Here is a 23,520-nt window from a genome sequence, read left to right as displayed (position 1 = left end):
TCACAAATAGATTGATTTCGCAAAGGGAGGGGGAGGAGAATGGATAGGTTGAATCCTTCGATGCGTATAAAAGTGAAACGGGATACCGTTTATATACCCGATGCAGATGGAAGTGTATTTTTTCGCAATAACATTGGGACCTTCCGCATGAAGGGTGACATGATCGAACAATGGGTAGACCAATTAATGCCCATGTTTAATGGCGAGCATACACTGGAACAATTGACCGACGATTTGCCGGATGAATACCAACAGCAAATATACCAGGTAGCGGGCACTCTTTTGCAAAATGGATTTCTCCAAGATGTGAGTCAGGATAAACCACATGATTTATCCCGAGAAATGATGTCAACGTATGCAGCGCAGATTGAATTTTTGGACCAGTTTGGCGGTTCGGGAGGGTATCGGTTTCAAAAATATCGAGCAGAGAACGTTTTGGTAATCGGAGCGGGCCCATTTCTCCTTTCTGCCATCCATGCATTGTTAGAATCGGGATGCGTTCAATTCCATTATGCAATGACGGGTGAGACTCCGACTGATCGTGAGCGGCTAGAGACGATCATCGAGAATTCGCGCAGGAAAGACCCGCATGTAAAGCTGGAAGAGCTAGAAGCAGCGCCATGGGGGAAGGTAGAGTGGTCGGAGGCAATCGAGCCATTCACTGCTGTTTTGTACACATCGGCACATACAAACAAGGATGAAATAAGTGTCATTCATTCTGTGTGCAGAGAGCAAGAGAAGGTGTTTATTCCGGCGCTTTTCGTACTCCAAAAAGGAATGGTAGGGCCGCTGGTTCATCCGCAATCAGAGGCTTGCTTTGAATCGGCTTGGCGTCGGTTGCATCGACAGGCTTTGAGTGCGGACCCTGATCATCATGCATTTTCTATGACCGCAGCAGCCATGTTGGCGAATATCGCTGTTTTTGAATGGTTCAAATACGTTACAGGGTCCATAGAAACAGAGGTCCCCAACAAGGTTTATTTGCTAAATCTAGAGACATTAGAAGGAAGCTGGCAGTCATTCATGCGGCATCCGATGCTGAGTGAAGAGATGAGCATGAAGGTATTGGATGAACGTGATCTCCAATCGCGTCTATCAAAAGAGGCAGAACAAAAGGAAAGTCTACTGTCTCTGTTCCCATCATGGACCTCATCGGGTACGGGAATTTTTAACAGTTGGGATGAGGGTGAGCTAACGCAATTGCCGCTCACTCAGTGTATCGTTACGGCAGTCGATCCCGTCGCAGATGGACCCGCAGAGCTTTTACCATCGGTTGTATGCGCGGGTTATAACCATGACGAGGCGAGAAGAGAAGCAGGATTACTTGGGGCAGAGATGTATGTCGAAAGAATGGTGAACCATCTCGCTACCCAAAACATGGCTTTTCAAATGGGGATAGATGGAAACATCGGAATTGGAGCAGGAGAAACGGCAGCAGAAGGGTTAAGTCGGGCGTTACTGCATTATTTAACACTCACGTATGTGTCAGAAATGAAAGGACGACAACCAACAGCTAGACCTGTGCACGCTGGAACGATTGCGGATGAGCAGTCTCAGTATTATTTGCGGTCATTCTCTACATGGGGTGAAGAACCGAAGATTGCCAAAGGCCATGATGTATGCGGTTTTCCGGTTGTTTGGGTGGGAACGCGCTCCGGTTGGTTTGGGAGTGTTGGCTTACAGGAGCTAGACGCTTTACAAAAAGCGTTGATGTATGCCTTGCATCGTATCCAGAATCCAGCAACACCATTGTCTAAGTATGTACTTACAGCGCAATCTGTAGCATTGACGGGTGAAACATTGGAATTGGCATTCATCCCTAGCAAAGAAGAATCTGAACATGAAGTCTGGCAGCACGCTGTCGAAGTTTTAGCGCTTCATCACAAAAAACCTCTGATCATAAATGCGGCGATAGAGCCTTTCTTGGAGGAAGACCTTGGCGGGGTATTCGCTTTGCTGCTCTCTCGGGAGGTGCTTCAATGAGTGCTGACATTCTTGTAATCGGAGATGGTGTATTAGCAGAGCTGATTTCAGAACGTCTCATGGCGGATTACCGCGTGTGGCGGAGTGAGAAAATGGAATCAGCGACAAGGGTAGCAGACTTGGCACTTCTGTTACACGATACCTATCATCCCTCCTTGTATCTGCATGCAGAGAAACATTTCCAACAAGCGAATATTCCATGGCTGCGCGGTTTTGTTTCATTCGGAGAAGCGATTGTAGGCCCGTTGGTACGACCAGGTCAAACAGGGTGCTCCCAGTGCGCAGATATGCGTCGTTTGATGGCGGGACGCGATCGGCAAGAGATGTGGAAGGTACAAAAAATGCTGAGCGAAAAAGGCGAAATACATCGGGATCCGTGGTCATCTCGCTCTGGCTTGCTACAGGTGGCACACCACGTAATCGCGGAGGTGTTACGTTTCGTAGAGGGCAGGCAAGCCCACTTATCGGAGCATATCCAATTCATTGATTTACAAACATTGACAAGTACCCGCCATTTCTTTCTGCCAAATCCATTATGTTCGGTATGTAATCGGTTGCCTGAGGATTCAGAGGATCGGGCAAGAATACGCTTGAAGCCCAACATAAAGCGAAGTCCTGATAGTTACCGCACAAAATCCATTGCTGAGTTGCAACAAGCACTTACCTCCGAGTATTTGGATTCCCGAACCGGATTTTTGAACGGGAAAGTCCGTGATCTCGTGTCTGTTTTTGCAGATGTAAGTGTCAATTTGCCTTTATTTTCGCATAATGAGGGCACAGCAGGCAGATCCGTTTCGTACGCGGATAGCGAGTTAACGGCGATTCTGGAGGGAATGGAAAGATATTGCGGTGTAATGCCGCGTGGTAAGAGGACGACGGTTCGCGATTGCTATGCAAATCTTGCACCCCATGCCCTTGATCCGACGACGGCAGGAACCCATTCAGAAGAACAGTATGCCCTTCCTGATTTTCCGTTTCAGCCGTTTGATCCCAAGCGAGAAATGAACTGGGTATGGGGTTATTCCTTTAAGGAAGAGCGACCCATTCTCGTACCTGAACTCATGGCCTATTACAGTATGGGATTCGGGGAGGGAGTTGTATTTGAGACTTCAAATGGTTGTGCGTTGGGTGGCAGCTTGGAGGAAGCGATTTTTTACGGCATCCTGGAAGTGGTTGAGCGTGATGCATTTTTGTTGACCTGGTATGCTAGATTGCCATTGCCACGCCTGGATCCGGCTACAATTCATGATCGTGAATTGCTTTTGTTGATCGATCGAATGCAGACAGTTGCGAATTACGATTTGTACTTGTTCGATGCGACGATGGAAAATGGCATCCCGAGTGTATGGACGATTGCGAAAAACCGAAGCAAGGAAGGAATACACCTTGTTTGTGCAGCAGGAGCGCACCCAGATCCCATCCGCGCTGTAAAAAGCTCTATTTACGAGACAGCTGCCATGCTCCTGCCTTTGACAGACAAGTACGAAGCGAACCGAGGCAAATATTTGCGTATGCTCCAGGATTCGTCCTTGGTGAAAAAGATGGACGATCATGCGATGCTTTACAGCTTGCCAGAAGCAGCAGAGCGCTTATCCTTTCTTTTGGATGATGCACGTCCGATGGTCTCTTTCGCTGAACAATTTCCTAAAAGAGACCAGCATCGTGATCTAACAGACGATTTGCGTGAGTTGCTCGACGTGTTCCAAAAGTTAGATCTCGATGTCATTGTGGTAGATCAAACGACACCAGAGGTCGGGCGCCATGGCTTATCTTGCGTGCGCGTATTGATTCCTGGCATGCTTCCGATGACTTTTGGCCATCATCTCACGCGAGTAACGGGATTGAAAAGAGTATTGGAGGTCCCTGTGAAGCTGGGTTACGCGAAACAACCACTGCGTGTAGACGAGTTGAATCCTTTTCCGCATCCGTTTCCATAACATGCATCTGGGAGTGAGCCGGATGAGTCTCGAAAATTTCTTGTACCGCCTTCATTTTGATACAGAAAACTCTCGACCAAGTGACCTTGAAGTGGATTGGGGGGATGCGCCACTGACATACAAGCTGTACAGGGGACTACCTGTCATTCCACTGCCAGAAGATGTGCCTCTATCGCTCGTAGATCAAACGGTTTCACAAGAGATGTCTCTACCTCAATTGGGCGCTTGGCTATGGTATAGCTACGGACTCATCCAAATCAGCCAATCGTTTTTAACCACGACTACGGCAGATGCAGGATCTGAGTCGTTTTTGCCGCTTGTAACGAATCGAAGACCGGTTCCGTCTGGGGGAGGGCTCTATCCGAGTGAGCTGTACGTGTATTTGAAGCTGTCGAGTATTCCTTCAGGTCTATACCACTACGATGTGGCTCATCACAGACTCGTGCAATTGCGCGAAGGGAATTTTGATCACGTCCTTAGCCGAGCGCTTGATGGCAGTTGTCCGGTACATGCATGTTTTGGAGTTGCTTTCGTATCCATCTATTTTTGGAAGAACTTTTTTAAGTACGATGAGTTTTCTTATCGATTGCAGGGGCTCGATGCTGGTGTACTGTTAGGACAATTGCAGGAAATGGCAAACCAACTCGGTGTGACGACCGCAATACATTACCAGTTCCTAGATAGAGCGATGAATGCACTGCTAGGATTGTCTGCCGATCAAGAGAGTGTATACGCGGTAGTTCCCTTATCGCTCCAAACAGAAGGGGAGAGGCATTCGCATTCACCGGCACAATGGACAGAGCGAGGAGAGAAGACGGCAATCGAGCTAATCAGAGAGCTGCCTGAGCAAAAGCATGTGCATGTGATGCGCTCAAAAAGAATGAGACAATATCCTGCGCTCCTGGAAATGAATGAGGCTGCCATGCAGGAATCTACCCATACGTTTACACGTTATTCGGATCAGTTGGAAAGCAAGTGGCCTCGTCGTTCCGATGAGCGAATCCTTCTCCCTCGTTCGCAGAAACCAAACTACGATCTGGCGCAATATTGCCGGGAGCGTTTTTCGCCGGAAGTGGATTTTATCAGGAGGAAAACAGACCAGAATCAGGTAGCGCGTATCATGGAAATGACGATGAGTGCTCTATCGTATGGAAATGATTTAGGAAATAATCTGGAGGTAGCGTGGAGTAGGATTTCTCTCTTCGTAAGCATTCATCAGGTAGAAGGGATACAAGATGGCGCATACGCGTACGAACCGCTGGAGCACGCTCTTTATCCGATTGTCTATGGAGATTTTCGAGCACGTCTTCAAGACGGAATGACACTGGACAACGTGAATTTGTATCAAGTGCCGCTCTGCTTTCATGTGGTGGGTAAACGCGATCATCTGATCAACCAGTTAGGTTACCGAGGGTATCGCATTCAGCAGATGGAGGCGGGAATCGTCGTGCATCACTTGCTTTTGGCAGCATTCACGTGTGGAATGGGCGGCCATCCGCTACTCGGATTTGACGTGGAGAATTGCGATGACCTTTACAACCTAAAGACTGAAGAGAAAACCTGCCTGATTCAAATTCCGGTCGGGCACTATCGCCCCCGCGCCAGATTTCAGGGCGGGCTTCATGGATAAAAACGTGGAAGACCCGAGTCGCGTTGACCCGGGTCTTGAATTATGCCCTAATGATGGCTTGGATACCTTGAATGAGACGGTCAATTTCCTCGTGGGTATTGTACGGTGCCAGCCCCGCTCGTATCCAACCGCCACTTTCATTGATTCCCAAACAATTGGCGAGTGTTGTCGCATAGAAGTCCCCGTCCGCAACGAATATGCTATGCTCTTCACACAATCGCTCACATATTTCTTGGGGAGAAAACCCTTCGATCCGAAAAGCGATCGTCGGTGTTTTCGGTACATCTTCACCCGCTTGATAGAGTGTGACGCCATTCATTGAGCCTAGTTCTTTTCGCAGCTTTTCTGCCAGCTGATTTTCATAGGCTTCAATCCATTCGTAGCCAGAGCGGATTTTTTCGGAGAAGCTATCACCGAAACCAAGCGAAGCAACAAATTCGATAGCGGGTCTGATTCCTGCGATTCCTTCATGATTTTGTGTTCCGGTCTCCAATTTATCTGGATAAAAAGAGGGGGCGGGAACCAATTTGTAAACATCGAGTGCTTCAAAAATTTCTTTGCGGATGACAGCGATTCCCACATGAGGGCCAAAAAACTTGTAGGCGGAACAGAGTAGGATATCGGCTCCAATTTCGTCCCGATGGATAGAGAAGTGAGGGACCGCATGCACGGCGTCGACAGCGACAATGATTCCTTTTGCACGTGCTTTTTGGGAGATGGCAGCGAGATCATGGATCGTTCCGACAGCATTAGAAGCAAGCCCGATTGCCACAAGTCTGGTCCTGGAAGTAAGTATGGTGTCGAGCTTATCTAATTGTAATGTAAGTGTCTCTTTATTCACCTTTAACCACCGAACGGTCATTCCACGATCAGCAGCAACAGTCAACCACGGGTCTACATTAGCACGGTGATCCATCTCGGAGACGATGATCTCATCCCCTTCATTCCAATGTCGACCTAATGCACGCGCAATGGCAAAGGTCAGGGTGGTCATATTCGCACCGAAGGCTACCTCCAGCGGCTTCACGTGGAAGAGGTCTGCTATAGCTTGCTTGGCATCTGCGAGGATAGCTTCTGTCTCCTTACTCGTTGGAAAAGAGCCGTGTAAATTGGCCCCACCGTTCGCCATATAGCGATAGATCGCGTCCATGGAGGATTTTACGACTTGCGAGCCGCCTGGGCCATCCAGATAAGCAACTGGTTTGCCTTTGTACGTTCGTTGTAGTGCGGGGAATTGCTCCCGAACTTTTTCAATGGGGAATTGTTCCGATGCAACTTCTAATCGCCAATCATTGGAGCGCATAAAACTTCCAGGAGGGTATTCAAAGACGCATTCTGACTGCAGCGTGAAACCTAGCTTACGGCAAATGGCATTGGAGCCGGGGTTGTCCACAGAGGGATAGGCATGAATAAACTTGTGTCTTCGTTCTTGGTTGATGCGTGTGATGAGTGAGGCTAAAGCCGCAGAGGCGATGCCTTTCCCTTGAAAGGGGGGCAGGACGCTCCAGCCTACTTCGTATACGTTTTCTCCTTGCCAGATGCGGTCCCAATAGCCGATGCTTCCGACGGGGGTGTGATCTGGCAGCAGTACGATGCTGAACATCTTGCTCGTTAGCTGTCCGTCCTTATTGACGTATCGTTCGTGCCGAGCAAGTAGCTGCTCTTCTGTCTCCGGGCCTCCAAGATGTTCCATCATGGCTGGTGCATTCAAATAACGCAGCAAGGGAAGATCGTGATCGGCCCAGGGTTGAATGCGGACAAGCTCAGTATTTAGCGTTGTGGACATTTTCTCACTCCTTACCAACTGGATTTCCGTGGTGTCCATCATCATTCGTTATCTCTCATTATTCGGAAAAGATTCCAATTAATCAATCTTCAATTCGTTTGAGAAAACGGGGTGGAAAATTATGCTATAATGGTTGGTGCCCGAGTGATTCTTATTATCGGAGTATGTATAAAGTAGCTGAGGTGTAGGAATAGACCCTTTCTGAAAAAACATTTGGAGAGTAAATCCAACGTAAATATCGTCACGGACATTGAAGGGAAAGGGAAGGGGTACCTGTTCATGAATGAAAAAAGCATCCATACACAACGGCTCATATTGATTCCATTTACGCATAGAATAGCGACGAATATTTTGCAAGAAAATTACGAAGAATTATTGGATATGCGGCTTACATTAGGCAAAGGCTGGCCTGATGCAGATGCGATGGAAACGATACCCAAAATCATCAAAGCACTCGAACTCACAGGGGAACCGACAGGATTTGAATCGTGGATGATCATTTCAAAAGAGGGCATGAAGATCATCGGGGATGTAGGGTTCAAGGGAGTCCCGAATGCGGCGGGAGAAGTGGACATCGGCTATGGAATTATTGAAGCCGAGCGAAAAAAAGGCTACGCGTACGAGTCGGCTGAAGGCCTAGCGAATTGGGCGTTGTTGCAGCCAGATGTGAAAACGATTACGGCGAAGTGCTTGCTAGATAACATAGATTCCGCAAAAATATTAGTCAAAATGGGCTTTGGAGAAATAAAGAGAGACGACACCATGATTTACTGGTCTAAGCAGAAGCAATAGCAAGCTAGAATAGAATCAGATATAAAACGAAAAAAAGGACGCACACATGGCAGTCCTTTTTTTATGGAGAACATCAGTTGCTAGTATTTTTTATGGGTATGTTGTAGATGTGTTTCGTTCCATCTTAATACGTCACTTCGAGTACACCTGATGGAAGGGACGGGCCTTTTGCTTTTACTTTTTTCTTTGTGGAAAACTCTCCTGACTTCGAGTCGATTCGCAACGTAATGGTCGAATGGAAGACCTGAATCGATACGCGTTTGATATCTTTATTGGAGGCTTTCCCTGTCACTTTGAGTTCGTAATACGATTTAGAGAGCTCGCTCGATTCAGACTGTAGCTCGATTTCATCTGGATTGAGGGCCAGCCCTGGAAGAAATTTCGTCTGCATCTTTACGATTTCCTTTTTGCGTTCCTTATCTTCAGGTCCAACGAGGATACGTATGGAAGAATTCAATTGAAAATAGTCTGGGGTAAGATCATCCGGCAGTTCATCTGTTCGGAAGTATTCATCTTGCTCAATCGTTCTTCCAGGTTTTAAGGTTCTCTCCTTGATGTCCGGGGTACAGGCAGGTTCGTCTTCAGGGTAGGGAAGCTCCCAAGAGTCTCCAGAGGCATACGCTTCTAGTCGTGTTGTCACACCATAACAATGACCAGTCGTGTATGTGATCGGTTTCCGCGAAATATTCGTGACAATCGTATTTACGTGGTACACTGGTGAGTCGTATTTTGGATTGTCGTTTTCGGTAACAGTAACTTGAAACCGAAGTCCTTCTTTCTTGAATGGCTTCTCAATGAATAGCATGCCGGTTTCTTTTGCTTCGGCCACGTTTACATGAACGGCGCTAGCAGTCATAACCAGTAAAAGACATACGAGTGATTGGACAATCTTGCGAAACACACAGTTCACCCCTAACGATTCGTTTTTATAAAATGGGCATGGAGGCACCTTTTCTATATTCCATATAGTAACTCTCTTTGTAATATTTTTCGATCAAAAAAAGTCGAAATGAAAAGTTTCGAAGGAAAGGTAACCCAAGAGTTCCTTCTTTCGTATTGAAATAAAGGAAAAGATTATTGCTTTTCATTGAACTATACAACGCGTGTCTCTATACTGGAGAGATAAGCATTGGCAAATAATTGTGAGGGATAGCATGCAGAACTGGATGACCCAAATTATTGAACAATATAGTTACTTCGGTATCTTACTCATGATGGCACTGGAAAACATATTTCCACCCATACCTTCTGAGGTGATCTTGACCTTCGGTGGATTTATGACGACGCAATCATCGTTAACGGTTTTTGGTGTAATCTTGTCAGCTACAATCGGTTCGGTGATCGGAGCAATCATGCTTTATGGAATCGGTTATTACCTAGACGTCCAAAAAATAGAGAAGATCGTAGAGAGATGGGGGCATATTCTGCGCATTAAAACGGCAGATATCCATAAAGCGAACGAATGGTTTGACCGATATGGGTACTGGACGATCTTTTTTTGCCGCATGATCCCATTAATCAGAAGTCTGATTTCCGTTCCTGCTGGTATGACCAAAATGAATTTCCCGCTGTTTTTGCTGTTTACAACACTCGGTACGTTTATTTGGAACATCGTCCTAGTGATGGCTGGTCATTTATTGGGGGAATCGTGGGAAGACATTCTGTACTATTTCGATCTATATTCCAATGTCGTTTATGTTGTACTCGCATTTGCGGGGATAGCCTTTCTCATTTTTTTCTTCCGCAAACGAAAAGCAGATGCCTAAAACCTTCAGACCATCTTTCCTTTAGGAAAGGTGGTTTTTTCATTTAGAACCAACAGGTAAACATATTATAAAAAGTTGTAATTTTCTTGCAAATACAAGATGTCGAAATTGCGGTAAGGTGTAGGGAGGGAAGTAGGTGACATGGGCACCGCCCTTATTCTTGAGGCTGGGGGAGATGCAACTTGATCGATTTGTTACTCGTAAACGGCGTAGTCATTACGATGGACAAAGACCGTCGAGTATTACAGGACGGGGCAGTCGCCATCGATAAAGGAAGAATTTTGGAGGTAGGCGACACTCCACTTCTAAAAGACAAGTATCCCGCGCAAAAGGTAGTCGACTGCGCGCATCATTGTATACTGCCAGGCTTCATTGACGCACATGGTCATGGCGGACATTCGTTGTTCAAAACGATTGCGACGGACAATATTAACGACTGGATGCCAATCATGACCAACACATACAAGCACTACGTGACAGACGATTTCTGGTACTACGAGGGAAAGCTGTCAGCACTGGAGCGGCTTAAAGCAGGGATTACGACAGGTGTTAGCGTCTTGGGCTCGATGCCGCGCTCAGATGATCCGATCTTTGCCTTGAATCACGCCAAAGCGTACAACGAGGTCGGTGTTCGGGAAATCGTAGCGACAGGTCCATGTAATCCACCTTGGCCGCATCCCTTCAGCCGCTGGGTCGATGGACAAAAAATAACGAAGGAAGTCACCTATGAGCAGGTGCTCGCTGGAGCAGAAGCCGTGATCGAAGCCCTGAATCACGCGAATAACGATAAAACCAGAGCTTACATAACTCCATTTGTCATCGTGACCTCTGTCAATCCGTCCTATCCGACACCTGCTGACCAATTGTTTGGCTTAACCGATTTCGACCGGTACCAAGCACGGAAAATCAGGGAGATTGCGAAAAAGTACGACACGCGCATCCATTCCGATGCTTTTGGAGGCATGATTCACCTAGCGATTCAAGACAAAGAGTACGCGCTGCTCGGTCCAGACGTACACTTGCAGCATTGTCGGGGAATTTCTTTTGACGAGGCGAAAATTTTGGCCGAAACAGGAACGAATGTGAGTGCTTCTCCTGGTTTTGGTCAAATCAATGCACGCACCCCTATTACGGAATTACTGGAGATGGGAGCGACTGTTGCGATCACGACAGATGGCACCTCGCCGATGACTCCTTTTGACATGTTCCAGGCCATGCGCAGAATGCAGCTGCTACAACAAGCGGCGCTGCGGGATTATTATTACCTCCCGCCGGGCAAGCTGCTGGAAATGGTAACGATTGATGCGGCACGCTGTGTCGGCTGGGATGACGAGCTGGGGTCGCTTGAGGCTGGTAAAAAAGCGGATGTCATTACCGTAAATATGCATCAGGCCCACTTAAATCCAGAGAACATGCACGTCCATCGTGTTGTCTATCAGGCAGTCGGTGGAGATGTGAACCATGTCATTGTCGATGGTGAGCTGATTATGGACGAGCGCCGTGTTTTGACTGTGGATGAAAAGCAAATTCTCAAAGAAGCGAATGAAGAGGCGAATCGGACAATCGAGCGGGCAGGACTAGAAATCTACATGCAGCCAAGCAAGTATTTCTGGGGGCATGCGCGAGCTTATTTGGATGAGAGAAGATTTGATCCGACGAAGTTGTAGGGGGAAAAGGAGTAGGTAAAGAAGACGACGTCTAATGCTGCACATAAAACTTGGATCTCGCATTGAATAGGAGAAGGTGCCCGCCGCCTTCCCTTTTTTATTGGATTATAGTTGACAAAAACGATAGGATTAATCATTATTTATTCATAATCCCCATCGACAAAGTTGGAATAAAAAGAGGTGCAGCCATGTATCTGACTATTGATAATGTTACGAAACATTTCGTGAATCAGCAGAAACAAAAAGTAAAGGTGCTGGATGATATCAATCTGGAAGTGGAAAAGGGCAGCTTCGTTTCTATTGTAGGCCCCTCTGGCTGTGGAAAATCGACGCTGCTCTACTTAATTGCCGGATTGGATCAACCGGACAGCGGTGACATATACGTTGCTGGCAACAAAGTGAATAAGCCCGGGCCCGAAAGAGTCGTCGTTTTTCAAGAAGCGGGATTATTTCCATGGTTGACGGTTTTAGAAAATGTTACATACGGGCTCAAGTTGAAGAAAATGTCTACAGCGAAAGCCAACGAAAAGGCGTTGGAAGTACTCAAAATGGTTCATTTAAGCAAGTATGTTCATTCCTATCCCCATCAGCTCTCAGGAGGGATGAAGCAACGTGTAGCCATAGCTCGGGCACTTGTCATGGAACCCGATATTTTGCTGATGGATGAACCGTTCTCGGCGCTGGATGAACAGACGCGGATGGTTCTTCATAAGGAGTTGCTTGAGATTTGGCGGACGACCAAGGTCACGATTTTTTTCGTCACCCATAATATCCGGGAGGCCGTTCAGCTTGCGGAGAGGATCGTCGTTTTTGCCACACGCCCCGGAAAAATCAAGGAAATCATTGCGGTTCCTGCCTTGCGCGATGGAGTCATGCCGGACAGTGTGACATTAAACACGGAGCAGAAGGTGCTGTCGATCCTGCAAGAAGAGATAGAAAAGGTGCTGAAGGAGGAAATGGGCAATGACTATAGCTTTAAGACGGGTCATCTTCATCGCTATGATAGCGGCGATATGGGAAGTCACATCTAGATTATCTGGGCTGCCATCTTTCATGTTTCCCAGCTTGACCCAGGTTTTCGAAACACTCGTAAATGGATTGATAAGCGGACAAATTACCGCTGCGATTGGAAAAAGCATGGGACGAATCCTGTTGGGCTTTCTCATTGCCATTATTGTCGGTCTGATATTGGGTTACTTCATTTGGAGGTACAAACTCGTAGAAGATACGCTTGGCTTTGTGGTGACGGCGCTTCAGTCTATCCCGAGCATTGTTTGGTTCCCGCTTGCGATTATTTGGTTTGGCTTAAATGACTTCTCCATTTTGTTCATTGTGACGATCGGGGCGACCTGGACGATGACAGTCAACGCGACCAGCGGTTTTAAAAATGTCCCGCCATTATATCAGCGAGTGGCCAAGACTTACGGTTCGTCTGGCTTTCACTTTGTACGAACAGTCATTCTTCCTGCATCTGTCCCGCAGATCATCTCCGGACTTCGAATCGCTTGGGCATTTTCCTGGCGGGCACTCATGGCTGGTGAATTGCTCGGGGGTGGCGGTGGTCTTGGGCAACTGCTCGAGATGGGACGTTCACTTGGACAAATGGATTTGGTGATATCAGTCATGATCATTATTGCGATCATCGGTACCATCGTCGATAATGTTGTCTTTTCACGCATCGAACGCAACGTTCAGATGAAGTGGGGAGTCCATTCATAAAGAAAAATGGCTAAGGAGTGTGTCGTCACATGCTTAAAAAAGTGTTCAGTACTGTTATCGCATCTCTATTATTGATGGGGATTGCAAGCGGCTGCTCTACTGGCGGAGCAGCATCCTCTGAGAAGGAAGTAAGGATCGGATATTTCCCAAATCTGACCCATAGCGCCACGATCATCGCGCTGGAGAAAGGCTATTTTAAGGAAGCCTTCGGTGCTGATATGCAGATTCAAACAAAAACGGTCGCCAATGGCGGATTGTTTATGGAAGCAATGGCAACGAAGGCGATTGACGTAGGGACAGTCGGGCCAGGGCCGCTATTGAACTTTTATGTCAAGCATCCTGGGTATCGTTTGATTTCAGGAGCGGTTAATGGTGGAGCAGTGCTCGTCATGAATGGTTCAACCAATATTACGGAACTAAAAGATTTAAAAGGTAAAAAAATCGCGATTCCGGTAATCGGAAGCACGCAGGATGTCATGCTCAGAAAAGCACTGAATGAGGTTGGTCTGAAACCGACGACGAATGGTGGAGATGTGGAACTGTATGCTGCGGCTCCAGCAGATACGGCAGCATTATTCGTGCAAAAATCCGTCGATGGTGCAGCAACTCAGGAGCCGTGGGGATATGTACTGGAAAATCAGGCCGAAGGAAAATTGCTTCTGGATTGGGATCAATTCGCTTGGGGGAAAGAATCAACCAATACGGTGGTAGCAGCCAGCGATGAATTTCTGAAAAGAGAAGGATTGGCAACCGCCTATCTGCAAGCACATAAAAAAGCAGTCAAATTCATTCAGGAAAATCCCGAAGAAAGCCAAGAACTGATCATCAAGCATTTGAAAAATCTGACTGGCAAAGAGCTGAGCAAAAAAGAAGTGCAGGCAGCCTTTTCCCGTTTGGAAGTAACAACGGAGGTCAATGATAAAGTTATTCAGGAAATGGCAGATATTAGTCAGGAAGCCGGCTATATTTCCAGTAATAAAATCGACGGCTTGATCGATTTGAAATATTTAGAAGCAGCGAAATAATATCGGGTGAGAAGGATGGAGATTCAGCAGGAGTAACGAGAGGTAGAAAGGAATTAGATGGGAAAGGAGGTCATGCCGCGATGAGACCACATGAACAAGGAAGTAATCAACCGAACGACACCTCATTGGAGACACAGATTCACACGGATTTCCAAAAAGAAATGACGTACGGCGATTATTTACAGCTTGATCAAATTTTGTCGAGTCAACAATGTCAATCCACGCATCATGATGAAATGCTGTTTATTATCATTCATCAGGTGAGTGAGCTATGGATGAAACAAATTTTGCACGAACTGTCAGCAGCATATGAATGCATCTGCAATCATGATCTGGAGCCTGCTTTCAAAATGTTCGCGCGAGTCTCGCGTATCCAGCAGCAATTGATTAAATCGTGGGATGTCCTTTCTACATTGACGCCAGCTGATTACCTCCAGTTCCGTGACAAGCTGGGTCATTCCTCCGGATTTCAATCCTATCAAAACCGATTCATCGAATTTACGCTAGGATATAAGAACCAGCATGTCCTAGCGGTGTATGCACATCAACCAGAGCTTCATTCCCAAATGAGTGCGGCCTTGCAGCAGCCTAGCATTTATGATGCGGCGATCAGGGAGATGGCTGCTCGTGGCTTGCCGATTGATCCGGAATGTTTGAATCGCGATTGGTCACAACCATATCAACCAAATCAGAGTGTAGAGCATGCCTGGCTGACCGTGTATCGAAATGTGAACCAGTATTGGGATCTGTACGAGTTGGCAGAAAAGCTGGTGGATATCGCCAGCCAGCAACAACAATGGCGTTTTAACCATATGACGACAGTCGAACGCATCATAGGCCAAAAGCCGGGAACAGGAGGGTCATCAGGCGTCATGTACTTACGCAGAGCACTCGATCACCGTTTTTTCCCGGAGCTTTGGAGCTTGCGGACACTGTTGTAAAAAAACTCTTCAAAAAAAGCGAGAAAAGCGTCTTGGGGACCCAGGGCGCTTTTTAGCATGTAGTACTCTTTTCACATCTTTTCACATATCTTTCCTAATATTGGGTACAAATACCCTTCTTTTCCTAACAAACATATGTTTTCATTTTTAGTGGTATACATATATTTCAAGAACAACCAGAAATGGAGTGGGCATTTGGATGGAAACAATGAAACCACCTATGGAAGTGTTATATGCAAAACAGCTGAATGCGCTGCGTTCCCATGACACAGGGACAAAACCTCCCAATTGGCTGATGTCGCCAAGAGCTGTGCGCGATTTTATTTTAGGAACGGATGAACCTCTCTCTTATGAGGGCGAAAGTATACCGATTACGAAGAAGTTCTATGGAGACGATGTGCTTATTGAGCGTGCGATCGTCACGTTGGCAGGCAATCGCGGCTTGATGCTCGTCGGTGAACCAGGAACGGCAAAGACGATGCTGTCTGAGCTGCTGTCTGCGGCCATCTCCGGTACGAGCACGAATACGATCCAAGGCACCGCTGGCACGACAGAGGATATGATCAAATACTCTTGGAACTACGCGATGCTGCTGGACAAAGGTCCTTCTCTGCAAGCGCTGGTTCCTTCGCCGCTATACACCGGTATGAGCAAAGGAATTATTACGCGATTCGAAGAAATTACCCGTTGTCCGTTTGAGGTTCAAGACGTGTTGATTAGTGTTTTGAGCGACAAGGTGATGAACATTCCCGAGCTGTCAGACGGCATCCTGTTTGCCAAGCCCGGTTTTAATATCATTGCAACAGCGAACTTGCGGGACAAAGGCGTCAATGAAATGAGTAGCGCGCTCAAACGCCGTTTTAACTTCGAGACGATCGCGCCGATTAATCATGTGAAAATGGAAGCACAAATTATCGAATCCCAAGCAAAAGTAATTCTGGAGCAAAGTGGCGTGAATATCGAAATCGATCGAGATGTGGTTGAGATATTGGCGACGACCTTCATGGAACTGCGTATGGGCGAGACCAAGGAAGGATTCAAAATCGATTCCCCTCAATCCGTGATGAGTACAGCCGAAGCCGTATCCGTCTATGTCCAAAGTGCAATGACTTCCCATTACTATGATGGCAGGCCCATTTCCATGGATCGACTGGTACAGAACATGCTGGGAGCGGTCGTCAAGGAAAACCAAAAGGACGCAAATATCCTGAAAACCTACTTTACCAAAGTGGTCAAAGAACGGGCAAAGGAAGAGGGTCTATGGGGAACTTATTACAGCGAGAAGAAATGGATCAAATAAACGGTCAAGACCGCTTCATAAAATCATTCGTCGAAGAAGAGGTCTACAACCTTAGCAAACAGGTCGTCTATTTCCCGGTTCGTCATCATAGTCCTGCCTGCTCGTTTCATTTGAAAAAAACGATCGAAGAGTATCAACCGGAAATCATTCTGATTGAAGGCCCGGACCATAGCAATCATATCATTCCGATCTTGACGGATGAACGGACGAAGCCTCCTGTGAGCATTTATTACGCGTACGCCTCAGGGGAGCAAAAATACGTCTGTTACTTTCCGTTTCTTCTGTATTCGCCGGAATATGTAGCCTTGGTTGAAGCAAAACGCCGGCAGATACCTGCTGCTTTCATTGATCTAAGCTACGGAAGTCGATTGGAAAGCTTGGAAGACGGCCATGATTTGAAAAAGAAGAATGAAAAGCTGTCCTATCACGATGAGCGCATGCTGTCAGGCTCGCAGTTTATTCAGCGATTGTGCCAGACGATGAAATGCCGGAACTTCGATGAGCTGTGGGAAAAGGTTTTTGAGATTGATGGTATCCGCAAACAGACGCAGGATTTCGTCAAGGATGTCTTTGCCTACTGCTACCTGTCTCGAAAATGCTATGATGACGCTACTTTGGAAGCGGAAGGCGATTTAATTCGCGAGGCGCACATGCGTCAAAAAATTGCAGAGGCAAAGCAAAAGCATGCGAGAATTCTCGTGGTTACCGGGGGATTTCATACATACGGACTCATCGAGGAACGCAAGACTTCCTACAAGATACAAAAGGTGCAGGAAGAAAAAATATATCCGATGGTGTACACGTACCAGGAAGCGGATCAGTTGAATGGATACGCAAGCGGGATGCCGTACGTTCACTACTACGAGAGTGTGTGGAAGGCACTGGAGAAGAAGGAGCGTGCTCCCTTCTCGAAAAGCGCCTTGGTGTACCTCCCGCAACTGCTTAAAAGGCTGCGTGATAAAGGAGAAACGACGTCGACTGCGGATGCGATTGAAGCGTACAGCCTCATGAACGGCATGGCAGTCATGCGGGAAAAGGCCGAGGGCGGCGCCTATGAGTTGATCGATTCCGTTCTCTCTGCTTTTACAAAAGGCGAGCGCTCGATTGCAACCTCACAGCCGATCGAGACATTGCGAGAGCTGTTGACAGGAGACGGAATTGGTGAGGTTGCTCCAAATTCACTGGATGTGCCTATCGTTCGCGATTGCAAAGACAGATGTAAATCTCTAAAGCTCGCGATCACGACAACAGGGCGCAATCAGAAGGTGCTAGAGCTGTATGCCAAGAAGTCACATCGCGAAGCCAGCCAGTTTTTTCACTGCATGCAGTTCTTGGGTACAGAATTTTGCGCGAAAGAATCCGGACCAGACTGGATGAACAATCGAAATGTCAATCTTGTCCGAGAAACATGGCGCTACAGCTATTCCTCCTTCGTCGAAGCCCGTCTGATCGAGAGCTCAGTTTACGGTGGGACGGTGAAGGAGGCAGCTGCGCAAAAGCTAGCCGATATGGTAAAAGAAATGCCGCAGCACCAGAGCCATGAGCTGGCAAAATGGCTTATGATGGCGGTCGTCATGGGATTGGAAGAGTTGTCGGAAAGGCTCTTTGAATCTGTAGAAGGGTCCGTTAGGCAGGATGGACATTTTCTCTCTCTTTGCAAAACATTGAAGACACTCACGATTCTTTTGGAGCAAAAAAGGTTGTTCGGTCTGATCGAGACAGAACGGCTGGAGAACCTGGTGGAAGAAGTATATTACCAGGCTGTGACCAAAATCGTCGAGCAGGGAAACCCGAACCCCAACGAACTGGATGAGTTGGCGGATCAGCTCAAATTCCTGTACATGCTGAGTGAGAAGAGACAGGCGGATGATTCCCGAGAGGTATTCAGTGATCAACTGCTGGAATTGCTGCGTAACGACAAGCTCCCCGCGAAACTGGAGGGGGTGGTGGTCGCAATCTTGTGCAATCTCGAAGTGATCGAACGCGCAGAAATCTCCAGACGTGCGCGTGCCTATATGTTCGGCTCGCCTGAGCAAATGCTGCATACCGCCGCGTATTTACATGGCGTTTTTATCGTGGCTCGTGACTACCTCTTTCATCAAGAAGAAATCTTGCGCGATCTGCATCAGATGATTACATCCTTGGCCTACGACGACTTTTTGCAAGTGGTGCCTGAACTGCGATTAGCGTTTACATATTTTAGCCCAATGGAAATTAGTATGCTCTCGGAAAAAGTGGCAGCTCTCTTCCAAACGACGGTGGATCAAGTCACGAATCCAGTCATCGATGAGCGTACCTTGCGTGATGCCCGCATGCTCGATGAAGCGATCAAGGAGGAGTTTGCCAAATGGAACCTGATTTGAGCCGCGAAGCCTTGAACCGCTGGCGGTTGTTATTGGGCTCTCATGCCGAGGAATCATTGGAAGGCAGCGGGGTCTATCAATCATCCGAGTTTTCCTATCAGGAACTAGACTCGATTCTTGAATTTTTATACAACCGTGAATACGGCGAAGAGCAAGGCTATCGAAAAGAAGGTGGCCGGGGAGATTCGGCATTGACGGTTCCCGTCTGGTTGAATAAAATCCGCAAGCTGTTTCCCAAAAAGACGGTAGAAATCCTCGAGCGGCAAGCTCTGGACCGCTATAACATGAAAGAGCTGTTGACAGACAAAAAAGTGTTGGAAAGCATGGAGCCCAACATGACCCTCTTGAAAAACATCCTCCAATTTAAAGGCAGGATGAAAGGAGAGGTCGTGAAAAGTGCAAAGGAAATTGTACGCAAGGTCGTAGACGATCTGCGGCGTCAGCTGGAAAATGAGGTGCAGACCAGCATTGTCGGCAAACGCAATCGCCACAAACGCGGCTATACGAAGTCGATGAAAAATCTGGATGTGCATAAAACGATTCGCAAAAATTTGAAAAACTACGATCGCAAAAAAAGCCGTTTTATCATCGATGAGCTGTATTTCCACAGCAATATCCAGCATCACAACAAATGGAACATCGTCATTGTCGTGGACGAGAGCGGCAGTATGATGGACTCTGTGATTTACAGCTCGGTTATGGCAAGTATTTTTTACAAGCTCGCTGCCTTGAAGACGCATTTGGTTATTTTTGATACAAAGGTCGTTGATTTGAGCGATAGACTGGATGATCCGGTCGATGTGCTGATGAGTGTGCAACTTGGTGGGGGGACTCATATTGCCCAAGCGCTCAAATACGGAAGAACACTGCTCGAAAATCCATCGAAGACGATATTTATCCTCGTCAGCGATTTGGAGGAGGGCTATCCGATCAAGGAAATGTATCGCCAAAGCAAGGAAATTATAGACGCAGGCTGCAAGTTTTTAGTGCTGACGGCTTTAGATTTCGAGGGCAACGCTACGTACAACCAGCATGCTGCAAGGGTATTGAGCGATATGGGAGCAAATGTCGCCGCGATTACGCCTGATGAGCTCGCGCAGTGGATTGGTAAGGTTATCAAATAGAGAGAAGGAGGAGTAAGGAATGGTTTTACGAAAGACAGATCTGAATCCAGTTACGAAGAAATTTGTGGAGGAATTTATCAGTGCAAGTGATCGAAACAAGCATTTGTACGATCAAGTGGCTGATTACGTTGCAGGTGACACAGACGAATGCCCGGCAATCGTAGAGGACCCGCGGTTTTACAGCTATACGGTTCGATCCGAATTTGACAAGCTAAAAAAACGCGGAGAAGAGCTGGCCTTCTATCGAGCAGCTGTGCTGATCTACAAGGCTAGCAACCGTTTTTACGATAAGAAAAATGTGATGGATGAATGCTTCCTGGACCAGATCGAACTGCAAAGTATGAAGGAAATCAATGATGCTGACATCCGTGCAAAAGATCAGAAGGCATTGGAGGCCATGAGAAAAACGGTCGAGCATTTCGGACATACGTTGTTTGGCGAATTTTTGTTAAAAGCTGCAGAGGATTATCGCGCAAGCATCAGCCGTGATTACTCCTCGACATTTGATAGGGCCGAATTTTTGCTATTCATTTCGTATGCGTACACGATTTCTCCGAGCTTATTGGAAGAAGCAAAAGAAAAGCTAATGCCGATCTATTATTACCTGGTTACAGGTGATACGCGCGAATATATAAAAGAGCTGCATACCATTGCCAAAGAAGTCGTGACCATGCAGTTTTCGAGCAACAATTTGCTAACCAACGAGTCGTTGTATCCTTCATACGTCAAAGAGAAAAAGGCTGCATTGCGAGAAAAGTATTATCCAGGAGAGCAGGTCAAGGAAGGCTCCCTTTTGAACCAGAAACATTTGAAACGTTTTATGGAGCTAGTCATCAGCTTGCTGTACTTCCGCATTCACGTCAAAGGCGGGATCAGTGCATTCCTGAAGAAGGAAGAGGAGATGGATCGGGAGCTGCACAACACCTTGCAAATCCTTTTTGACATGTTCCCGCTTGATATCTTGTCCGAAGATAAGAGACTGTTTGGACTCGTACACATGGATGAGCCTTACGATCTACTGCTGGGACTGCGCGAGCATTTGCTATCCCCGCCGACAAATTGGGAGCAAGTGAAGCAGCTGGTGCAAGAAGACGTAACGAAATCAAGACGAGCGCTTGAGCTTGCTTCGATTCCGATGGTCAAAGGATTTTTACACAAAACGCTGGCGGCAGAAGGCGTGGATCTCTCCGATTTCCAGCCTTCTTTGGAAGGGATTATTCAAGACGCACTGCGACGTGCGAAGGGCTCGACAAAGCTGGCGAACTATCTGGATGACAAAGCTGTCCTAGAGGATGTGCTCGAGCATGTGCATCTGGAAGACTTACAACTTGTAAGGCAGCAGATGATCCTGCTGAGCTTCTTGCCTGTGGACCATCCGTTTATTGCTCGTCTGATTCCGTTCATGTGCCAATACAAAGACAAGTCCAATCGCAGAGTAGGCCATATGTGCTTCGCTCATGCGTTCCAGGATCGATTGACCGGTATCATCGATCATTACCAGAAGGACGAAGCTGTAGATATCGAGACACTTTTCTACCAGATTTTGTCGATCAAGGAGACGCACTATTATTACACAGACGTCAATGAAGAGGTGTATCGTTCGTTGGTCGTAGCGAATCCGGAAATGAGTCTGGCTCATTTTGACAAGCTGGATACAGAGCTTCGCGTGTTTGTGATGCAGACCCTATTAGCGGCAAAGGAGAAGCTGTCAGAGGAATTGCGCAACCAAGCGATTCTGCTCGGTTTGGGTGACAGCTCGAAGAAAGTGAGCGGCCTTGCTGGTGCAGCGTTTCTTCAGGCCAAAGACAAGGAGCTTTATTTGCACGTCTATCAAACCGAGAAAAAAGCAAAGGTCAAGGAAATGGCGCTTGATGCGATTCGCTCCCTGGACAATAACAAGGAGATTTTCCAAGAGCTGTTGACAACAGAAAAGAGTAGCAAATTTAAAACGCTGCTACAAACATTTATCGACGCCGAGGAGCAAGGGCCAGATGCGAGCTTGACCCATTTAGGCAACCTGACCGACAAGCGCAAGCTCACACGAATTAAATGGATGCCACTGGAGCGCATGCCAGTCCTTCGTGACCAAGACGGCAACGAGCTGGGTCAGGAAGTAATGGAGTACATGCTAACCGCTTCCATCGATTTTCCGACAGCGCCAAACCAGTTGGTACTTGACTTGAAACCGTCTCTGCAAGCGGCATCTGTTGCTGACTTTACCGTAGAAGTTTTGCGCACATGGCTCGATAATGGAGCAGTCGCCAAAGAAAAATGGGTCATGCCGCTCTGCGTCGCTTTCGGAGATCGACGTATAGTCGATACGATTGGTCAGATGATCAAGGATTGGACAGATCACTCTCGCGGTGCTTTGGCTGCGGATGGCGTGCGTGCTCTGTCGTTCTCGAATGATTTGACGGCGCTGCGTCTAATTGACCAGATCAAGCGTACGATCAAAAACAGGCAAGTCAAATCAGCAGCAGAAGAGGCGCTGTCCATGGCGGCTGCGAATCAGAACATTTCTGCGATGGAACTGGAAGACCGACTGGTTACCACGCTTGGCTTCGATGCGTCCGGCAAGCAAGTGTTTGACTACGGGGACCGCACCTTCACGGTCAAAGTCAGCAACGAGCTGGAGCTGGAAGTCACGAACGACAGCACAGGAAAAGCAGTCAAAAATCTGCCTGCACCGTCCGCGAAAGACGATCAGGAGAAGGCAGAACAAGCACGTTTGACTTTTGCTCAATTAAAAAAAGACCTAAAAAATATGGTGAAAGTGCAATCTCTTCGTCTGGAGGAGTCCCTGTCCAAATCGCGTTATTGGTCAACGGCAGCATGGAAACGTCTCTTTGTGGAGAACGTTTTGATGCAAAAATTCGCAATCGGGCTCATCTGGGGTGTATACGAGGATGGTAAGCTCGTAGATACGTTCCGCTATATGGACGATGGGACATTTAACACCGTGGACGAGGATGAGTATGAGTTGGCAGATGAGCAGCTCATTGGTTTGATTCACCCACTGGAGCTGGACGAAGAGATGTTGAACGGTTGGCGTACTCAGCTGGAAGATTACGAAATTACTCAACCATTCGAGCAGTTGAATCGTGAAGCGTTCCTGCCTACGGAAGAAGAAATAAAAGCCAATGAATTGCTCCGCCTACCTGTTGAATCATATTCACCTACCGCTTTTGCGAAAATGATGGAGAAATTCGGCTGGGTCAAAGGTACGCCGCTCGATGCCGGTTATTATTATGAGTTTTACAAACTGTATGACGGAATGGTGGCTGAGCTGAAAATCAGCGGGGCGAGCATTTCGTATTGGGAGGGCATGGAGGATGTGAAGCTGGAAGCGTTGGCTTTCTTCCCAAATAAAGATGCCGAGTACAAGCATTTTTACTTCAAGCCAGTGGATCGACTGAAGCTCACCGATATTCCAACACGCATTTTCAGCGAAACCGTCTATGATGTCATGCGAGCAGCAGGAAAATAA

16 protein-coding genes are annotated in these 23,520 nt (G+C 47.2%); 14 read left to right on the top strand and 2 right to left on the bottom strand.

All coding sequences use genetic code 11. The features are described 5' to 3' along the window. The first annotated feature begins 39 nt into the window (after positions 1-39). Genes HPY27_RS06785 through HPY27_RS06775 form a run of 3 tightly spaced genes read left to right on the top strand, consistent with a single transcriptional unit; the run spans position 40 to position 5,550 of the window. Complete coding sequence (locus tag HPY27_RS06785) at positions 40-1,983, top strand: putative thiazole-containing bacteriocin maturation protein (RefSeq protein WP_174224654.1); 1,944 nt, start codon at positions 40-42, stop codon at positions 1,981-1,983. Beyond that, positions 1,980-3,920, top strand: coding sequence for a TOMM precursor leader peptide-binding protein (locus HPY27_RS06780; protein WP_173621706.1), 1,941 nt, complete (start codon positions 1,980-1,982; stop codon positions 3,918-3,920). The genes HPY27_RS06785 and HPY27_RS06780 overlap by 4 nt, the downstream gene beginning before the upstream one ends. Positions 3,921-3,942: 22 nt before the next feature. Beyond that, positions 3,943-5,550 carry a SagB family peptide dehydrogenase gene (locus HPY27_RS06775; RefSeq protein WP_174224653.1) on the top strand — a complete coding sequence of 536 codons (1,608 nt, stop codon included), beginning with the start codon at positions 3,943-3,945 and terminating at the stop codon, positions 5,548-5,550. 40 nt (positions 5,551-5,590) lie between these two features. Here HPY27_RS06775 and HPY27_RS06770 read toward each other — a convergent pair whose 3' ends face one another. Next, positions 5,591-7,336 carry a cysteine desulfurase-like protein gene (locus HPY27_RS06770; RefSeq protein WP_174224652.1) on the bottom strand — a complete coding sequence of 582 codons (1,746 nt, stop codon included), beginning with the start codon at positions 7,334-7,336 and terminating at the stop codon, positions 5,591-5,593. Between the two features lie 279 nt (positions 7,337-7,615). On the opposite strand from HPY27_RS06770, the gene HPY27_RS06765 reads away from it, so the two are divergent. Beyond that, entirely contained in the window at positions 7,616-8,128 is a 513-nt protein-coding gene (locus HPY27_RS06765) for a GNAT family N-acetyltransferase (protein ID WP_174224651.1), read from the top strand. Between the two features lie 124 nt (positions 8,129-8,252). On the opposite strand, the gene HPY27_RS06760 is transcribed toward HPY27_RS06765, so the two are convergent. After that, a complete protein-coding gene (locus HPY27_RS06760; RefSeq protein ID WP_174224650.1) occupies positions 8,253-9,029 on the bottom strand; it encodes a hypothetical protein in 777 nt (258 codons plus the stop codon). 253 nt (positions 9,030-9,282) lie between these two features. Here HPY27_RS06760 and HPY27_RS06755 point away from each other — a divergent pair, with 253 nt between their 5' ends. The 10 genes from HPY27_RS06755 to HPY27_RS06710 all read left to right on the top strand — a co-directional run bounded on the left by HPY27_RS06755 (position 9,283) and on the right by HPY27_RS06710 (position 23,520). Then, positions 9,283-9,894 carry a DedA family protein gene (locus HPY27_RS06755; RefSeq protein WP_017248330.1) on the top strand — a complete coding sequence of 204 codons (612 nt, stop codon included), beginning with the start codon at positions 9,283-9,285 and terminating at the stop codon, positions 9,892-9,894. 182 nt (positions 9,895-10,076) lie between these two features. Next, positions 10,077-11,561 (top strand): amidohydrolase family protein, encoded by a 1,485-nt coding sequence (locus HPY27_RS06750; RefSeq protein WP_173621711.1) that lies wholly within the window; start codon positions 10,077-10,079, stop codon positions 11,559-11,561. A gap of 188 nt (positions 11,562-11,749) precedes the next feature. Beyond that, entirely contained in the window at positions 11,750-12,592 is an 843-nt protein-coding gene (locus HPY27_RS06745; protein ID WP_017248332.1) for an ABC transporter ATP-binding protein, read from the top strand. Next, positions 12,525-13,280, top strand: coding sequence for an ABC transporter permease (locus HPY27_RS06740; RefSeq protein ID WP_174224649.1), 756 nt, complete (start codon positions 12,525-12,527; stop codon positions 13,278-13,280). Before HPY27_RS06745 ends, HPY27_RS06740 begins: the two co-directional genes overlap by 68 nt. 29 nt (positions 13,281-13,309) lie before the next feature. Further along, complete coding sequence (locus tag HPY27_RS06735) at positions 13,310-14,305, top strand: aliphatic sulfonate ABC transporter substrate-binding protein (protein WP_173621712.1); 996 nt, start codon at positions 13,310-13,312, stop codon at positions 14,303-14,305. An 80-nt stretch (positions 14,306-14,385) separates the two neighbouring features. After that, complete coding sequence (gene kynA, locus HPY27_RS06730) at positions 14,386-15,246, top strand: tryptophan 2,3-dioxygenase (protein WP_106833920.1); 861 nt, start codon at positions 14,386-14,388, stop codon at positions 15,244-15,246. Between the two features lie 199 nt (positions 15,247-15,445). Next, on the top strand, positions 15,446-16,546 hold the full coding sequence (locus HPY27_RS06725; RefSeq protein ID WP_026043067.1) for an ATP-binding protein: 1,101 nt from the start codon (positions 15,446-15,448) through the stop codon (positions 16,544-16,546). Next, positions 16,507-18,909 (top strand): DUF5682 family protein, encoded by a 2,403-nt coding sequence (locus HPY27_RS06720; RefSeq protein ID WP_174224648.1) that lies wholly within the window; start codon positions 16,507-16,509, stop codon positions 18,907-18,909. Before HPY27_RS06725 ends, HPY27_RS06720 begins: the two co-directional genes overlap by 40 nt. Further along, a complete protein-coding gene (locus HPY27_RS06715; RefSeq protein ID WP_017248338.1) occupies positions 18,894-20,033 on the top strand; it encodes a VWA domain-containing protein in 1,140 nt (379 codons plus the stop codon). The genes HPY27_RS06720 and HPY27_RS06715 overlap by 16 nt, the downstream gene beginning before the upstream one ends. Before the next feature lie 19 nt (positions 20,034-20,052). Next, a complete protein-coding gene (locus HPY27_RS06710) occupies positions 20,053-23,520 on the top strand; it encodes a DUF4132 domain-containing protein (protein WP_174224647.1) in 3,468 nt (1,155 codons plus the stop codon).

This window comes from Brevibacillus sp. HB1.1 (assembly GCF_013332445.1).
GTDB classification, from domain to species: domain Bacteria; phylum Bacillota; class Bacilli; order Brevibacillales; family Brevibacillaceae; genus Brevibacillus; species Brevibacillus porteri.
Note: the sequence above shows the minus strand (reverse complement) of the source record. Positions and strands in the feature narration are given on the sequence as shown.

Coding starts and splice junctions, on each gene's coding strand:
- HPY27_RS06735 (WP_173621712.1), top strand. CDS start 13,310: ATGCTTAAAAAAGTGTTCAGTACTGTTATCGCATCTCTATTATTGATG.
- HPY27_RS06785 (WP_174224654.1), top strand. CDS start 40: ATGGATAGGTTGAATCCTTCGATGCGTATAAAAGTGAAACGGGATACC.
- HPY27_RS06710 (WP_174224647.1), top strand. CDS start 20,053: ATGGTTTTACGAAAGACAGATCTGAATCCAGTTACGAAGAAATTTGTG.
- HPY27_RS06775 (WP_174224653.1), top strand. CDS start 3,943: ATGAGTCTCGAAAATTTCTTGTACCGCCTTCATTTTGATACAGAAAAC.
- kynA (WP_106833920.1), top strand. CDS start 14,386: ATGAGACCACATGAACAAGGAAGTAATCAACCGAACGACACCTCATTG.
- HPY27_RS06720 (WP_174224648.1), top strand. CDS start 16,507: ATGGGGAACTTATTACAGCGAGAAGAAATGGATCAAATAAACGGTCAA.
- HPY27_RS06780 (WP_173621706.1), top strand. CDS start 1,980: ATGAGTGCTGACATTCTTGTAATCGGAGATGGTGTATTAGCAGAGCTG.
- HPY27_RS06770 (WP_174224652.1), bottom strand. CDS start 7,336: ATGTCCACAACGCTAAATACTGAGCTTGTCCGCATTCAACCCTGGGCC.
- HPY27_RS06765 (WP_174224651.1), top strand. CDS start 7,616: ATGAATGAAAAAAGCATCCATACACAACGGCTCATATTGATTCCATTT.
- HPY27_RS06755 (WP_017248330.1), top strand. CDS start 9,283: ATGCAGAACTGGATGACCCAAATTATTGAACAATATAGTTACTTCGGT.
- HPY27_RS06725 (WP_026043067.1), top strand. CDS start 15,446: ATGGAAACAATGAAACCACCTATGGAAGTGTTATATGCAAAACAGCTG.
- HPY27_RS06745 (WP_017248332.1), top strand. CDS start 11,750: ATGTATCTGACTATTGATAATGTTACGAAACATTTCGTGAATCAGCAG.
- HPY27_RS06740 (WP_174224649.1), top strand. CDS start 12,525: ATGACTATAGCTTTAAGACGGGTCATCTTCATCGCTATGATAGCGGCG.
- HPY27_RS06715 (WP_017248338.1), top strand. CDS start 18,894: ATGGAACCTGATTTGAGCCGCGAAGCCTTGAACCGCTGGCGGTTGTTA.